Here is a 15,356-nt window from a genome sequence, read left to right on the forward strand (position 1 = left end):
CGTCTGATTCGCAACACTATTGGAGCCACCGCATGAAAAACATCATCGGCGTCTACACCAGCCCCCGAGCCCATTGGGTCGGTGACGGCTTCCCGGTTCGCACGCTGTTTTCCTACGACAACCTGGGCAAGCACATCAGCCCGTTCCTGCTGCTGGACCACGCCGCTCCCACGCAATTCGAACCCACCGCCGAGCGTCGCGGTGTTGGCCAGCACCCTCATCGCGGTTTCGAAACCGTGACCATCGTCTACCAGGGCGAACTGGAACACCGGGATTCCACTGGCAGCGGCGGCAAGATCGGCCCTGGCGACGTGCAATGGATGACGGCCGCTTCCGGGATCATTCATGAAGAGTTCCACTCCGAGGACTTCGCCCGGCAAGGCGGGTTCATGGAGATGGTTCAGCTGTGGGTCAACCTGCCCGCCAAGGACAAAATGGCCCCGGCCGGCTACCAGACGCTCCTCAAGGGCGACATTCCGAGCATCGACCTGAAGGACAACGCTGGCAGCCTGCGCCTGATTGCCGGCCGCTTCGAGGGGCATCAGGGCCCGGCGAAGACGTTTACGCCCATCGATGTCTGGGACATGCGCTTGAATGCCGGGAAAAACCTGACCCTCGACGTACACGATGGCTACAACACCGCGTTGGTGGTGTTGCGTGGCACGGTTCAGGTCAACGGTCGCGAGCGGGTCGAGGCCGGGCAACTGGCGTTGTTCGACCGGGCCGGCGAGCAGTTGCACCTGCACGCCAATCACGACGCGGTGGTGTTGCTGCTCAGCGGCGAGCCCATCGACGAACCCATCGTCGGTCATGGCCCGTTCGTGATGAACAGCGAGCAGGAAATTCACCAGGCCTTCAACGATTTCCACTCCGGTCGTTTTGGCGCGATGGACGACTGAGGCGAAACAACAGTCAACCCAAAGCAATGTGGGAGCGAGCTTGCTCGCGAACGCGGTGTATCAGGCACATAGACGTTGACTGACACGCTGCATTCGCGAGCAAGCTCGCTCCCACACTGGTTTGGGGTGATCTCTACAGCGTGTTCAATTTGTGCCAATCTTCGCTCCATGACCTTCCTGGAGCTGTCGCGATGCTGTCTCTGATCTCCGATCACCCACTGCTGAGTGCCTTGGTGCTGTTGGTGCTCGACATTCTGCTGTGGCGGCTGGTCAGCGCTGATCGGACCTATTGGAAGATCGGCGGGCGGCTGCTGATTTTTTCGTTGTTCAGCGCGCTGCTGTTCAACGAAGGCCTCAACCCCCTGCAACCGGCGCAGTGGGTTGACGACGTGCCACGCCACTTGGCGGCCACCGGTTTACAAATTGCCTGGTGGCTGTTCGCTGCGCGGACCCTGACGGTGATGATCGGCGCGGTGATGATGCAACGGGTGGGTCATACCGGGCGGCTCTTGCAGGATTTGATCGGCGCGGTGATCTTCCTGATCGCCGTCATCGCTGCCCTGGCGTATGTGCTGGACTTGCCGGTCAAGGGCGTCCTGGCAACCTCCGGTGCGATGGCGATCATCGTCGGCCTGGCCTTGCAGAGTACCCTCAGTGACGTGTTCTCCGGGATCGTGCTCAACACCACCAAGCCCTATCAAGTCGATGACTGGATTTCCATCGATGGCACCGAAGGCCGGGTCACCGACATCGACTGGCGCGCCACGCGGTTGCAGACCGCCCAGGGCAGCATGGCGGTGATTCCCAACTCCTTGGCGGCCAAGGCCAAGATCGTCAACTTCAGCCGGCCCAGCGATGTCCACGGGTTATCCATCAGCATCCCGGTCAGCCCGCATGCACGGCCACAAACCGTGATCGATGCGCTGGAGCGGGCGATGATTGGTTGTCGTTCCCTGCTTGCCAGCCCGGCTCCCTGCGTGACACTCAAGAGCACCGGCAGCACCGGGGCGGAATATGAAATCAGCGGGTTCGTCGCGTCCATGGGCCAGAAGCGCGAAGTGCGCAATCAGTTGTTCGACCTGGCTTTCCGGCATTTGCAGGCATCGGGCGTAAGCCTGTTGTCCACCAGCGAAAGCGCGTCCACCAATGGCGTGTCGCGGCCCCGTGCGTTGCTGGAAAGCTCGAGCATTTTCTCCACCTTGCGCCAGGATGAGAAAGACACCTTCAGCCAGAACATGACCCTGCAGACCTTCCGCGCCGGCGACATGATCCTGCCGGCCGGGGAGGTCAGCGATCATTTGTTCATCATCGAGTCCGGTGTGGTCAGCGTGACCTTGTTTCGCAACGGCCAGCCGTTCGAGGCCGGACGCATGGGGCCGGGAGAGGTTATTGGCGAAGCCGGGATCGTTTCCGACCAGGCCGCGCTGGCGAACTTTTCCGCCAAGACCTTCTGCACCCTTTATCGCATCGAGAAGAGCTACCTCAAACCCTGCCTGGACGCTCGCCGCGACATCAATGACGCGATGAAGAACCTGCTGGACGTGCGCATGCACCTGGCCCAGAACCTGACCCGCGACGTTCCCAAACCGGTGGCCAAGAAGCGCTTCCTGCAATGGTTGCGCAGTCGGGCCTGAGCAAGTATCAAGGGCGTGCATTGGCCCCCCGAACTTCCCAATAATTGGCTATTTGTACCGCGCCACCGCGAGGCTAACGTAGCGCCACACCCAATTGTTCTGGAGTTCACCATGCAACCGCGTATCGATTTCTACACTGCCTCCCCTGAAGCTTTCAAAGCCATGCTGGCGTTCGAAACCGCTGTTTCGAAACTGGGCCTGGAAAAATCCCTGCTGGAACTGGTCAAGCTGCGTTCCTCGCAAATCAACGGTTGCGCCTTCTGCATCGACATGCACACCGCCGATGCCCGCAAGGACGGCGAGACGGAGCGTCGCCTGTATGCCGTGACCGCCTGGCGCGAAGCCCCGTTTTTCACCCCTCGCGAACGCGCCGCGCTGGCCTGGACCGAAGCGCTGACCCGCTTGAGCGACACCCATGCGCCAGACGCCGACTACGAACTGCTGAACCAGCATTTCACGCCCAAGGAAATGGTCGACCTGACCGTGGCAATCAACGCCATCAATGGCTGGAACCGCTTGGCGGTGGGCTTTCGCAAGATGCCTGAGGCGTAATCGAAAGCAGACACTACCTGTGGGAGTAACGCTTGCTCGCGATAGCGGTCAGACAGTTCATGCACCATCGACTGGCACACCGCCATCGCGAGCAAGCTTTGCTCCCACATAGATTTAATGCTCGGCTTGAAAGCTTCGGACGACAGGCACTGCAATAGGTTTGCTTCGGCTTAATAGGAAGCATTACTATTCACGCCCCGTCCCCACAGCGCAGTGCGATGACCCCCAAGCCGCCCCGCAGACCTGGCTTTTTCGAGCATTACGAAGAGTTGATCGGCACCTGGACCCGTCGCCTGCGCAATCGCCAGCAGGCCGAGGACCTGGCTCACGATACTTTCGTGCGGGTGCTCGAGTCCGATTCGGCTGATGTCCAGCAGCCGCGGGCCTATTTGCACCAGACGGCGCGCAACATTGCAGTGGATGGCTATCGGCGCGAAGATCGGCGGGGCGCCATGGAGGAGGTGGCGCTCGATCACAGCCAGTCGCTTTCGGGCGACCCGGAGCACTACATGCACGCGATCCAGTTGGCAGACTCCATCGAAAGGGCACTGGCCGAGCTGCCGGCCAATTGCCGTACGGTGTTTGTCTGGCAGAAGATCGAAGGCTTGACCCAGGCGGAAATCGCCGAGCGCCTGGGCTTGTCAAAAAACATGGTGGAAAAGTATATGATCCGCACCCTGCGGCATCTGCGCGATCGTCTGGACGGGGCTGGCCAATGATCCGTCGTTATCTTCCACCTGAGCCACAGGACCTTCCATGATGGATAACCGTGAATGCCCGTGCGGGCAGAACCGGGTTCGCGACGAGGCGGCGCAATGGTTCGTACGCTTGCAAGCTCCCGTCATGGGGGTCGATGAGCGCCAGCGTTACGAGGCCTGGCTGGACGAACATCCTAATCACCGCGACGAAATTCTACTTCTGCAGGGGATCTGGAGCGCCACGGATCTGCTGCCCAAGGAACGTCTGCAAGCGTTGTGCGAACCACCCGCCAAACGTCCCCAGCGTCGACCGCTACTGCGCTTCGCCGTGGCCGCCGGGCTGTTGGCGATGGCGGTCGGGCTGGGGTTGTTCAGCGGCTTGGGTGCTTCCAGCGATTACAGCGCTGAATTTGCCACGGCCCTGGGCGAGCGCCGGCACATCGCGCTGCCGGACGGTTCGGTGATCGACCTCAACAGCCGCAGCCGCGTGCGTGTTCAGTTCGTCCACCATCAACGGCGCGTGGAACTGGCCGAAGGCGAGGCGTTGTTTCGCGTCGAGCATGACGCCGGCCGGCCGTTTACGGTGGAGGCGGGCAACGGCCGGGTGACGGTGACCGGAACGCGCTTCGATGTGCGCCGCGATGCCGACTCAACCCGGGTGGCGGTGGAGCAGGGCAGCGTCAAGGTCCAGGGGCACGACGCGGCGCAGGCCGGGTTCGTCAGCCTCACGGCCGGCCTTGGCACTCGTATCGATGCGCAGGGCAAGGTCGCCGCACCTTATGCTATCAACGCCGATGAACTCACCGCCTGGCGCCACGGCAAACTGGTGTTCAACAACGCTCCCTTGAGCGAAGTCGTCCAGGAGGTTTCCCGTTATCGCGCTAAGCCCCTGCGCATCGGCAGCGCGGCGGTGGGCAACCTGCGCCTGACCAGCGTGTTTCGTGCCGATAACCCCGAGGCGCTGCTCAAGGCTTTGCCCAACATCCTGCCGGTGGCCGTGCGCACCCTGGATGACGGCAGCCAGGAAATAATTGCGCGGTAAATTCAGGTTTTTTTCGAGTTCTTCGTCTTCTTGTCCAACTGCAACTGGTTTGCATTAACAGACGCGTATTCTTGCGATTCAACAGGACAAGGTTCGACGTGAAAACCACCTTCAAAAACAACAACCGCGCCCCCGCCCGCTGGCTGCCGCTGGCCCTGACCCTGGCCGTCAGTGCCGCATTGCCCCAGGCCTTCGCCGATCAGGCGGCCACGTCCATTCACATCCAGGCGCAGCCGCTGGGCCAGGCCTTGAGCCAGCTCGGCCAGCAGACTTCTTTGCAGGTGTTCTTCAGCCCGGAGCTGGTGGCCGGCAAGCAAGCCCCGGCGGTGGACGGCAACTTGTCCCCAGAAGCGGCCCTGGGCCAACTGCTGCAAGGCAGCGGCCTGCAATACCAGATCAATGAAGGTTCGGTGACCGTGCTGCCGGCGCCCTCGGCGTCCACTGGCGGCCCGCTGGAACTGGGGGCCACCGACATCCAGGTGGTCGGTGACTGGCTCGGCGATGCCAATGCCGAAGTGGTGCAGAACCATGCCGGCGCGCGCACGGTAATCCGCCGCGAAGCGATGGTGGAGCAGGGGGCCATGAACGTCGGCGATGTGCTGCGGCGGGTGCCGGGGGTGCAGGTGCAGGATGCCAATGGCACCGGCGGCAGCGACATCTCCCTGAACGTCGGCGTGCGCGGTCTCACTTCGCGCCTGTCGCCCCGTTCCACGGTGCTGATCGACGGCGTGCCGGCGGCGTTTGCGCCTTATGGTCAGCCGCAACTGTCCATGGCGCCGATTTCTGCGGGCAACCTGGACAGCATCGACGTGGTGCGCGGCGCCGGGTCCGTGCGTTACGGGCCGCAGAACGTCGGCGGCGTGATCAACTTCGTGACCCGCGCGATTCCGGAAAAAGCCACCGGTGAAATCGGCACCACCCTGGAAACCTCCCAGCGCGGCGGCTGGAAGCACATCGACAGCGCTTTTCTCGGCGGCACGGCCGATAACGGCATGGGCGTTGCGCTCCTGTATTCGGGGGTCAACGGTAATGGCTATCGCCGCAGCAACAACGACAATGACATCGACGACGTCATCCTCAAGACCCATTGGGCGCCCACCGAGGTGGATGATTTCTCGCTGAACTTCCATTACTACGACGCCAAGGCTGACATGCCCGGCGGCCTGACCCAGGCGCAATACGACGCGGACCCGTATCAGTCCGACCGTGACTGGGACAACTTCGCCGGCCGGCGCAAGGACGTGTCGTTCAAGTGGATCCGCGAGATCAGCGACCGCACCCAGGCCGAAGTGCTGACCTATTATTCCGACAGCTACCGTGGCAGCACCATCGCCTCCCGGGACCAGCGCAACCTGGCGTCCTACCCGCGTACTTACTACACCTTCGGCATCGAACCGCGGGTGTCCCATGTGTTTGACCTGGGCTCGACCACCCAGGAAGCCAGCGTCGGTTATCGCTACCTCAAGGAAGGCATGCACGAAGAGGCCAGTCGCCTGGCGCTGCGCGATAACCAGCCGGTGGTGCGGCCGGGGTCCGATGGTCACGTCTATCAGGACCGCACTGGTGGCACCGAAGCCCATGCGGTCTACATCGATGACAAGATTGATGTCGGCAAGTGGACCATCACCCCGGGCATCCGTTTCGAACGCATCAGCACCCAATGGCACGACCGCCCGGTGCTCGACACCGACGGCAGTCCGGTACAGGAAAAACGCCGCAGCATCGACAGCAACGAACCGCTGCCGGCCTTGAGCGTGATGTATCACCTGTCCGATGCCTGGAAGCTGTTCGCCAACTACGAGACATCGTTCGGCAGCCTGCAATATTTCCAGCTCGGCCAGGGCGGCGACGGCAACAACACCGCCAACGGCCTGAACCCGGAAAAAGCCAAGACCTACGAGATCGGTACGCGCTACAACGATGACGTGTGGGGCGGGGAAGTGACGCTGTTCTACATCGACTTCGACGACGAGTTGCAGTACATCAGCAACGACGTGGGCTGGACCAACATGGGCGCCACCAAGCACCAGGGCCTGGAAGCCTCGGTGCGCTACGACATGGCCGCGCTGGACCCACGCCTGGAAGGCCTGAGCGCCAATGCCGGTTTCACCTACACCCGCGCAACTTATGAAGGTGATATTCCAAGCTTCAAGGGCCGTGACCTGCCGTTCTACTCGCGTCAGGTGGCGAACCTGGGGTTGCGTTATGAGATCAATCGCTGGACTTACAACCTCGATGCCTTTGCCCAGTCCAAGCAACGCTCACCCGGCAACAGCGTGAACCCCGACGGCAGCTTCAGCGACGATTACATCACCGACGGCAGCGCCGATGGACGCTACGGTGACATGCCGGGTTACGTGCTCTGGAACGTGCGCGCTGGCTACGACTTCGGATCGCAACTATCGAACCTGAAGGTCGGCGCCGGGGTGAAGAACCTGTTCGACCATCAGTACTACACCCGCTCCAGCGACAACAACTCGGGCATCTACGTCGGCGCACCGCGTACGTTTTTTGTGCAGGCGAGTGTAGGGTTCTGATCGGGGATCAGGCACTTTCCGGTGCTTGAAACACTGGAACGCAGCCCTGTGGCTTTGAGCCCAACCCTGTGGCGAGGGAGCTTGCTCCCGCTGGGGCGCGAAGCGGCCCCCAAACCTGCTGAATGCGGTGCGTCAGACACACCGCGTCCACCGGTTTACGACTGCTTCGCAGCCGAGCGGGAGCAAGCTCCCTCGCCACAGGAGGCAGTGGCAGGCTTCAAACCTTCAACACTTTCCCACTGACCGCCACCGCCACCAACGACAGCGCGATCAACCCGAACGCAAAGCTCAGGCTGCTGCCATGGGCGACGAATCCGATCAGCGCCGGGCCTGCGAGGATGCCGGCGTAGCCGATGGTGGTGATGGCCGGTACGGCGATCGCTTCAGGCATCAGCGTCTGCTTGCCGACCGCGGTGTACAACACCGGCACGATGTTCGAACACCCGGCCCCGACCAACGCATACCCCAACAGCGCCGCCTGCCACATCGGTGCCAGGGTCGCCAGCAGGAACCCGGCCGCAGCGGTCGCGCCGCCGTAGATAATCACGCGTTTGGCGCCCAGGCGATGCACCACCGAATCCCCCGTCAAGCGGCCGACGGTCATGGTCAGCGCGAATGCGGCATAACCGAGCCCGGCATAGGCGGTTTCCACTCCACGCTCGGCCGTCAGAAATACCGCGCTCCAGTCCAGCACCGCGCCTTCGGCCAGGAATACGATGAAACACAAGATGCCGATAAACAGCACCACGCCGTGGGGAATGGCAAACGCCGGGCCCGAACTTTCACTGCCATAGGGCAGCAGATGCGGCGCCGCCTTGAACAGCGCCACCAGCAACAGTGCATTGACCACCAGCGTCGCCCCCAGGGGCGAAAGGCCGAGGCCGAGCAGCGCGCTCACACCGGCCGCGCCAATGATCCCGCCGAGGCTGAACATGCCGTGAAAACCCGACATCATGGTCTTGCCGCTGGCCCGCTCGACGATCACCGCCTGCAGGTTGACGGTCGAGTCCACGGTGCCGAGGCCGGCGCCAAACAAGAACAAGGCTGCCACCAGCCAGGGCAAAGACGTCATCGTTGCCAGCGCGGGCAAGGCCAGGCAGATCAGAATCGTGCCGCCACTGAGCACCCGCCGGCAGCCAAATCGCGCCGCCAGTGCGCCGGAAATCGGCATCGCCAGAATCGACCCCACCCCAAGGCACAACAGCAGCAACCCGAGAGTGCCTTCGTCCAGGTTCGCCCGCACCTTGGCGTACGGCACCAGCGGCGCCCAGGCCGCGATCCCGACACCGGCGATGAGATAGGCAATGCGGGTGGACATCTGTTCCAGGCGTCCGGGGATGAAGGTTGGCGGTGGCGTAATGGCAGTCATGAAACGTCCTTGGTTTGGCGAGGCGATGGTGCGGGCGGGCCCTATGCTTGCACATCCACTGACCGCGCCGCGACCTCAAGGTGCCGAAGAGGTGTGTGGGTGGCAAGCACGCTTTGCCTGCACAGCCTTGGCCGGAATAAAGTACCGGCTTTCGCTGGCTGAATCCGGGTCTGGTCCATGACGCAGTTTTATGATGCACGGGGCAATATTTATGGCGTGGTCTCACCGCAGCAGGTCCGTGCCCAAGGCATTGACCTGCCGCCGACAGCCGCCCAGGCTGCCCAGGCCCGCCAGGCCTGGACCCGCGCCGCAGTGCAGGCCTTCTGTAGTTGGGCGCCGGGTCAGGCGCCGCCGGATGCCAAGGCCCATTGCAGCGATGGTCTGCTGATCGGCCCGTTCCAGAATGAGCCACCTTTTGACCTGTTGATCGTCAACACCGATGGGACCCTGGCCGAGCGCAGCGGCAATGGCCTGACGATTTTCTCCCAGGCGCTCAAAGAGCAAGGCTTGATGCCGAGCGACGGCGAATGTGTTCTACAGGTTCATCACGACAAACGTGAAGGCGTGTCACCGCTGCAAACGGCGGTCCGCGTAGCGGAGTTCGAAGGTCTCTCGGGTTTCTGGCTGGACTTGGGAAAACCACTTTTCGGCCCCGGCGCTGTCGCGGCTCAAGGCGCGCAAAGCGCGATCGTCAACCAGCGCGAAGTCAGCCGCGTGGCTGCACTTGAGGCTTTGAATCCGGCCTGGGGTGCCAGTCAGTTCGTGAACATTGGCAACCCGCACTGCGTGACCCTGGTGGGCAGCGCCGAGACGTTGCCAAGTAACCCGCAGATGCGTGCCCCAGCGTTGGCGCAAAGCCTGACGCGCATTGCCTATGCGCCGCCCGGTGGGTCCGGGATTCCCTGCCCGGCGGGGGTGAATCTGCAGTGGGCCTGGCGCCAGGCCGAAGCAAGCATTGCCGCGCGGATTTTTGAACGAGGGGAAGGTCCCACCGCTTCTTCGGGCACCAGTGCCAGTGCGGTGGCGTGCGCCGCGTGGCGAGTGGGTTGGGTGAAGGCGGGGGCGGTGAGTGTGGTGATGCCGGGTGGCACTGCACCGATTCTGCTGGAGGAGCAGGCGGGTGAGCTGATGCGGGTCAGGTTGTTTGGTGTTGCGCGGTCTGTGTCATAGACGATCTGCGCCGCAGCCAATGACGCCATCGCGAGCAGGCTCGCTCCCACATTCGATCTTCAGCGGGCACAAAAATGCGCGTACGGCGCCGCTCCACTTTGGGAGCGAGCCTGCTCGCGATGACGCAGGCACATCCAGCATCAATCCAACTGAACCACCGCTATCGCGATGACCTCAGCCTGGCTGAACCGCAAACTCCACCACCGGCATCTGCCGCTTCATCAGCACTTCGCCATTGCGAATGGAGTAAAGCGGTAGGCCCTGGCTACGGATCACTTCGTAGTCACTGTCGGCCGAGAGGATCAGCAGATTCGCCGGGCGCCCGGCTTCCAGGCCGTAGCGCTCGCCCAGGGCCATGGCCTTGGCGCTGTTATCAGTGACCAGGTCCAGGGCGCTTTGCAGGTTGCGGTAACCCAGCATGTGGCAGATGTGCAGGCCGGCTTCCAGCACCCGCAGGATATTGCCGTTGCCCAGGGGGTACCACGGGTCGACGATGGAGTCCTGGCCGAAGCACACGTTCATCCCCGCTTCGAGCAATTCGTTGACTCGGGTGACGCCGCGGCGTTTAGGGAAGTTATCGAAACGTCCTTGCAGGTGGATGCTTTCGGTGGGACAGGAAACGAAGCTGATGCCCGAGTGCCCGAGCAGGCGAAACAGCTTGGCGCAGTAGGCATTGTCATAGGAGCCCATGGCCGTGGTGTGGCTGGCGGTGACGCGGGCGCCCATGTCGCGGCTGCGGGCTTCTTCGGCCAGCACTTCGAGAAAGCGCGAGTGCGGGTCGTCGGTCTCGTCGCAATGCACGTCCACCAGGCAACCGGTGCGCTCGGCCAGGTCCATCAGGAATTTCACCGAGCTTACGCCTTGATCCCGGGTGTACTCGAAATGCGGAATGCCGCCCACCACGTCGGCACCCATTCGAATTGCTTCCTCCATCAGTTCGCGGCCGTTGCGGTAGGACTCGATGCCTTCCTGGGGAAACGCGACGATCTGCAGGTCGATCAGGTGACGACTTTCCTCACGCACTTCAAGCATGGCTTTGAGGGCGGTGAGGTCAGGATCGGTGACGTCGACATGGGTGCGCACATGCTGGATGCCATGGGCGGCCAATGCCTGGATGGTTTTTTTGGCGCGGGTCTTGGTGTCTTCCTGGGTGATGGTGGCCTTGCGCTCGCCCCAGCACTCGATGCCCTCGAACAGCGTCCCGCTCATGTTCCAGCGGGGTTCGCCGGCGGTGAGGGTGGCATCCAGATGAATGTGCGGTTCGACGAACGGCGGCACCACCAGATTACCGCCGGCGTCGAGGTCTTGCGGGCCGAGGCTCGGGGCTTCGGTCTGGCGTGCAATGCTGGCGATCAGGCCGTTTTCCAGGTGCAGTTCATGCAAGCCTTCGCGGTTGCGCAGGCGGGCGTTGATGATGTGCATCAAGCGAGTCCTTCTCAAAGATCTTGGAGGGGGGTATCGGTGGCGCGAATTCCCAATAGGCCGATCAATATCACATACGTTAGCGCGCCGGTGGCGATTCCTACCAGTGGCGCAACCCAAGGCGAAGTGAACGCCGCGAGGGTGCCTGCGCCGTACGCAAACAGCCCCGGCCAGTTGAAGGCCGGCAGCTGCGCTTGGGCCAGACGCGGATAGCGTCCGCGCCAGCGGAAGAAGAAATCGGCCATGATCACTCCACCAATCGGCGGGATCACCGTGCCCAGCAAAATCAGGTAAGGCACCAGCAGATCGTACATGCCCAGCAGGGCCAGCAGTGTGCCGATCGCCGCGCCGCCCAGGGTCACGGTTTTGCGCCGACGGGTGCGCAGCAGATTGCAGCCGGCCACGGCAAAGTTATAGATGGTGTTGTCCTGGGTGCTCCAGATGTTGAGCAGCAGCATTGCCATCGCCGCCATGGCGAAGCCTTGCAACAGCAGAACTTCCACTACGTCCGGCTGCTGATAGACGATGGCTCCGTAGGCGCCGATCAATACCATCAGGCCGTTGCCGATGAAAAAGCCGATCAGGCTTGCCAGCACCGCGATCTTCGCCGAGCGGGAAAACCGCGTCCAGTTGGTCGCCTGGGTGGCACCGCTGACGAACGTGCCGAACACCAGCGTGATGGCGGTGGACCAATCGAGGCTGCCCGTCGGCACCACCGCCAGCAACCCATCCAGGCCACCGACCTTTACCGTCGCGACCCACATCGACAACATCAGCAACAACATCATGGCTGGCACGGCGATGTACGACAGGATCTCGAGCCCGCGATAACCGATGTAGGCGGTGACGCAGAACCCCAGGCCGAACAGCACCATCAGCCCCAGCACGGTGCCTTCGTTCAAATGAAAATACTTGCCCAGTACCACCGCCGCCGTCGCCGTGCCCCAGGCGTACCAGCCGATCTGGGTGAAACCCAGGATCAAGTCGCTGAGCTTGCTGCCCACCTCACCGAAACAGAAGCGACCCATCAGCACCGAATTGAGCCCGCTCTTGAAGGCGATATAACCCAGGCCGGCGGCATACAGGCCCAACAGCAGATTGCCGATCACGATGACCGTGAGCATTTCGGCAAAACCGAACGCTACCCCCAGCTTGCCACCGGCAAACATCGTGGCGGTGAAAAAGGTGAAGCCCAGCAGCACCATGGCCGTGGAGGCCAGGCCCTTGCGGGCATGCATCGGGACTTCGCTCAAGGGATAGTCGTTGCCCGGATCGTTTTGAGTCATGTGGAGGTCCTTGCGCAGGAGGAAGATGTCGCAAGCGTGCAGCGCCCGTGCCAAGCGAGTGATCGCGAGGTTATTTATAGCCAATCCGTGGGATTGGGTAAGTGAAGAGAACGAAAGCGGTGCGGCGGTGGTTCAAGTTGGAACACAGTTTCCACTGCCTATGCGGTTTCTTCAGGTGGGAGAGAGCAGCGCTAGAAACCGCAACACCGCCGCGACGATGGCCTCCGGCGCGTCTTCCTGGACCAAATGCCCTGCATTGGGAACGGGATGAAACTGTGCGCCCGGTATCATCCGTTGCAACGCCCGACCGCGTTCGATGGGGATCCACTGATCGTCTTCTCCCCAAAGGATCTGCGTCGGGCAGCGCACGGTTGCATACAGCGGTTCGACCTCGCGGGTATAGCGTTCGTCCATCTGCGCGATCTGCCGATAGAGCGCGGCCTGGCCGGTCTCGCCAAGCCAGGGCTGCACGTACGGCGCCAGTTCTTCATCGGGGATCTGCCTGTTGATCGCACCCCGGATATAGGTCGGTACGATGGCCCGCTGAATGTAATCGGGCAGGCCGCTGAACGCCGCTTCGTACTGGCGCACATGCTGGACAAAAGGTGAACCCCAGGGCGACAGCGCCACCGGATCGATCAGGGTCAGGCTGCGGTAGTGCTTGCCGTTGAGCAGGTGCGTGCGCAGGGCGGTTGCGCCACCAAAATCGTGGGCCACCACGTCCGGGCAATCCAGGCCCCAGTGTTCCAGCAACTGCGCGAGCAACTGGTTTTGCACACCGAGGGAAACGTCGGCGTCCGGTTGTGCGGATTGGCCGTAACCCAGCAGGTCAAAGTAATGCACCTTGTGAGTGGCGAAGAACAGCGGGGCGATTCGGTGCCACACGTAGGAAGAGAAGGGCGTGCCGTGGACAAACACCAGCGGCGGGCCGTCGCCGTGGACTGCGTAACGGATGCGGTGTCCGTTGAAGTTGCATTCGTGATCCAGGGGCCAGTGGCTCATGGTCGCGTCCTCTTGGCATGTTCGAGCCAAAAAGCATAGACACAAAAAAAGCCAATGCCACAGGTCCCTGTGGCCCGCTTACTCGCCGCGGTAGATGCAACCGCTGGTGCAGGTCTCATGGATGCGAATGGCACTGAGTTCCGGCAACAATGGCTTCAACTGTTCCCAGATCCACTTGGCCAGGACTTCGCTGGTGGGGTTTTCCAGGCCGGGGATGTCGTTGAGGTAGTTGTGGTCCAGGCGCTCGTAGAGCGGCTTGAAGATCGCCTTGATCTCCGAGAAGTCCCGAATCCAGCCGGTGTGCGAGTCGATGTCGCCGCTCAGGTGAATCGCCACTTTGAACGAGTGGCCGTGCAGGCGGCCGCACTTGTGACCGTCTGGCACGTGGGGCAGGCGGTGGGCGGATTCGAAGGTGAATTCTTTGAAAATTTCCACAGGTTCAGGCTCTTTAAGGTAGCGGTCGCGAGGCAGGCGGCGGAGTTTATCAGTTTGGTTCCGGCGTTGCGCGACCGTGCTGACTAAAGGGTCAGCAAACGCCCGCCCAGCCCACCGTTGGCCGCCAGTTCAAGAAACTCGTCACCGAGCCGGCGGCTTTCGTCCATCGCCGTGCGCCAGTATTTGCGGCGGCTCGTGTCATCGCCCATGAAACGCTTGAAGTCGTTACGGTCCGGCAGCTTGCCGAAGGGCAGGCGCGCCAGGTATTCACGGGACGGCGCCAGTAACAGCACGTCCTGCAGGCGCTCGACGTTCCCCCGGCGCCATGGCAGGCCCTTGTCGAACCAGCCGGGAATGACCCGGTCGGTGAAGTGCGGATACAGCACGATGTCTTCGCCGCTGTAGGGCAGGTCCAGGTGGTAGTCCAACAGGCCGCCGTCGCGGTAGGTGCCAACGCCGGCGCCGGGTAGGTCGCGCACGCCCTCCATCACCATCGGGATCGAGCCGGATGCCAGCAGCGCCTGGCGCAGATTACCGGCCTCCAGCGGGACGAAGCGTGACGGAAAGTCGTTCAACGGGTGCAACGGCGGCGCCCGGCGTGGGTCGTGGACGATCAGCCGTTCGAAATGCCGCGACAGGCGCGCTCGGCCCCGCAGGTTGTCGGCGATCACCGACGACAATCCCAGGCCGAGTCGCCCGCGATGATCCTGGGCCAGCCAGCCGTGACTTTTGACCACCATGATGTTGAGCCGGTAATGCGGGTTTTCGAGGATCGACGTATCACGGCCCTGGAGCAGATCATCGAGCATGCGCTGCGAACTCTGGCTGACCCCGGCCATGGTCACGCCTTTGGCAAAGCTTTGCTCGTTGTACAGGGTGCCCAGGCGCCGGATCCCCTCGGCGGCATCCGGCAGGCAGGCGCTGGCGAAGCGCCAGGAACCCACCGAAGCACCGATCAGCGAGCGCTCCCGGGGCGCGGCAGGCAGCCACTCGCCAAACAGCGCCAGGTCCAGCCCCTGAATGCCCAAGGCCTTGGGGCCGCCAGCGGCGCCCGGCAGAATGCCGACATCGGCAGCGTTCAGGCCAGCCTGGCGAATGCGTGCCAGAGCACGAGGGCCGGCCTTGAGGGTCAGGGCAGGGAACTTGATGTGGATGGCGGTCATACCGGTCTCGAATGGTGCAACGGATAATTTAACGGCGTCAGCCCTGTGGCAGCGAACAGGCTCGCTCCCACATTGATCTGTGTTCAATGATGGCAATTCAGTTTCAGTTAAGTTCGCCCCGATACAGTTCCCCGGTGAAGATTACAA

At 62.5% G+C, this 15,356-nt stretch carries 13 protein-coding genes; 7 read left to right on the plus strand and 6 right to left on the minus strand.

Going from position 1 to position 15,356, the window contains the following annotated elements:
- Positions 1 to 32 precede the first annotated feature (32 nt).
- The 6 genes from MKS85_RS20935 to MKS85_RS20960 all read left to right on the plus strand — a co-directional run bounded on the left by MKS85_RS20935 (position 33) and on the right by MKS85_RS20960 (position 7,362).
- Positions 33 to 899 carry a pirin family protein gene (locus tag MKS85_RS20935; RefSeq protein WP_188251374.1) on the plus strand — a complete coding sequence of 289 codons (867 nt, stop codon included), beginning with the start codon at positions 33 to 35 and terminating at the stop codon, positions 897 to 899.
- 191 nt (positions 900 to 1,090) lie between these two features.
- Complete coding sequence (locus tag MKS85_RS20940; RefSeq protein ID WP_047229281.1) at positions 1,091 to 2,533, plus strand: mechanosensitive ion channel family protein; 1,443 nt, start codon at positions 1,091 to 1,093, stop codon at positions 2,531 to 2,533.
- A 111-nt stretch (positions 2,534 to 2,644) separates the two neighbouring features.
- Positions 2,645 to 3,085, plus strand: a complete 441-nt coding sequence (locus tag MKS85_RS20945; RefSeq protein ID WP_047229280.1) for a carboxymuconolactone decarboxylase family protein — start codon at positions 2,645 to 2,647, stop codon at positions 3,083 to 3,085.
- 218 nt (positions 3,086 to 3,303) lie between these two features.
- Positions 3,304 to 3,804, plus strand: a complete 501-nt coding sequence (locus MKS85_RS20950; RefSeq protein ID WP_047229277.1) for a sigma-70 family RNA polymerase sigma factor — start codon at positions 3,304 to 3,306, stop codon at positions 3,802 to 3,804.
- 37 nt (positions 3,805 to 3,841) lie between these two features.
- Positions 3,842 to 4,825: a FecR family protein gene (locus MKS85_RS20955; RefSeq protein WP_139049547.1), complete on the plus strand. Its 984-nt coding sequence runs from the start codon at positions 3,842 to 3,844 to the stop codon at positions 4,823 to 4,825.
- 98 nt (positions 4,826 to 4,923) lie between these two features.
- Positions 4,924 to 7,362 (plus strand): TonB-dependent receptor, encoded by a 2,439-nt coding sequence (locus MKS85_RS20960; protein ID WP_160891265.1) that lies wholly within the window; start codon positions 4,924 to 4,926, stop codon positions 7,360 to 7,362.
- 217 nt (positions 7,363 to 7,579) lie between these two features.
- On the opposite strand, the gene MKS85_RS20965 is transcribed toward MKS85_RS20960, so the two are convergent.
- Positions 7,580 to 8,731, minus strand: coding sequence for an MFS transporter (locus tag MKS85_RS20965; RefSeq protein ID WP_188251373.1), 1,152 nt, complete (start codon positions 8,729 to 8,731; stop codon positions 7,580 to 7,582).
- Between the two features lie 177 nt (positions 8,732 to 8,908).
- Between MKS85_RS20965 and MKS85_RS20970 the strand changes: the two genes are divergently transcribed.
- Entirely contained in the window at positions 8,909 to 9,901 is a 993-nt protein-coding gene (locus MKS85_RS20970; protein ID WP_188251372.1) for a diaminopimelate epimerase, read from the plus strand.
- Between the two features lie 174 nt (positions 9,902 to 10,075).
- On the opposite strand, the gene codA is transcribed toward MKS85_RS20970, so the two are convergent.
- From codA to MKS85_RS20995, 5 genes are all read right to left on the minus strand, one after another.
- Complete coding sequence (gene codA / locus MKS85_RS20975; RefSeq protein ID WP_188251371.1) at positions 10,076 to 11,323, minus strand: cytosine deaminase; 1,248 nt, start codon at positions 11,321 to 11,323, stop codon at positions 10,076 to 10,078.
- A 14-nt stretch (positions 11,324 to 11,337) separates the two neighbouring features.
- Positions 11,338 to 12,609 (minus strand): cytosine permease, encoded by a 1,272-nt coding sequence (codB, locus tag MKS85_RS20980; protein ID WP_076383905.1) that lies wholly within the window; start codon positions 12,607 to 12,609, stop codon positions 11,338 to 11,340.
- Positions 12,610 to 12,780: 171 nt separating this feature from the next.
- Complete coding sequence (locus tag MKS85_RS20985; protein ID WP_188251370.1) at positions 12,781 to 13,611, minus strand: alpha/beta fold hydrolase; 831 nt, start codon at positions 13,609 to 13,611, stop codon at positions 12,781 to 12,783.
- A 78-nt stretch (positions 13,612 to 13,689) separates the two neighbouring features.
- The gene (gene queD, locus MKS85_RS20990; RefSeq protein WP_107323262.1) at positions 13,690 to 14,046 is read right to left on the minus strand and encodes a 6-carboxytetrahydropterin synthase QueD; all 357 of its coding nucleotides are present in this window, start codon (positions 14,044 to 14,046) and stop codon (positions 13,690 to 13,692) included.
- Positions 14,047 to 14,129: 83 nt separating this feature from the next.
- Complete coding sequence (locus MKS85_RS20995) at positions 14,130 to 15,209, minus strand: patatin-like phospholipase family protein (RefSeq protein WP_188251369.1); 1,080 nt, start codon at positions 15,207 to 15,209, stop codon at positions 14,130 to 14,132.
- Between the last annotated feature and the right edge of the window lie 147 nt (positions 15,210 to 15,356).

The sequence above is a fragment of the Pseudomonas sp. JL2 genome, from assembly GCF_031570495.1.
GTDB lineage: Bacteria > Pseudomonadota > Gammaproteobacteria > Pseudomonadales > Pseudomonadaceae > Aquipseudomonas > Aquipseudomonas rhizophila.

Coding starts and splice junctions, on each gene's coding strand:
- MKS85_RS20935 (WP_188251374.1), top strand. CDS start 33: ATGAAAAACATCATCGGCGTCTACACCAGCCCCCGAGCCCATTGGGTC.
- MKS85_RS20940 (WP_047229281.1), top strand. CDS start 1,091: ATGCTGTCTCTGATCTCCGATCACCCACTGCTGAGTGCCTTGGTGCTG.
- MKS85_RS20945 (WP_047229280.1), top strand. CDS start 2,645: ATGCAACCGCGTATCGATTTCTACACTGCCTCCCCTGAAGCTTTCAAA.
- MKS85_RS20950 (WP_047229277.1), top strand. CDS start 3,304: ATGACCCCCAAGCCGCCCCGCAGACCTGGCTTTTTCGAGCATTACGAA.
- MKS85_RS20955 (WP_139049547.1), top strand. CDS start 3,842: ATGATGGATAACCGTGAATGCCCGTGCGGGCAGAACCGGGTTCGCGAC.
- MKS85_RS20965 (WP_188251373.1), bottom strand. CDS start 8,731: ATGACTGCCATTACGCCACCGCCAACCTTCATCCCCGGACGCCTGGAA.
- MKS85_RS20970 (WP_188251372.1), top strand. CDS start 8,909: ATGACGCAGTTTTATGATGCACGGGGCAATATTTATGGCGTGGTCTCA.
- codA (WP_188251371.1), bottom strand. CDS start 11,323: ATGCACATCATCAACGCCCGCCTGCGCAACCGCGAAGGCTTGCATGAA.
- codB (WP_076383905.1), bottom strand. CDS start 12,609: ATGACTCAAAACGATCCGGGCAACGACTATCCCTTGAGCGAAGTCCCG.
- MKS85_RS20985 (WP_188251370.1), bottom strand. CDS start 13,611: ATGAGCCACTGGCCCCTGGATCACGAATGCAACTTCAACGGACACCGC.
- MKS85_RS20995 (WP_188251369.1), bottom strand. CDS start 15,209: ATGACCGCCATCCACATCAAGTTCCCTGCCCTGACCCTCAAGGCCGGC.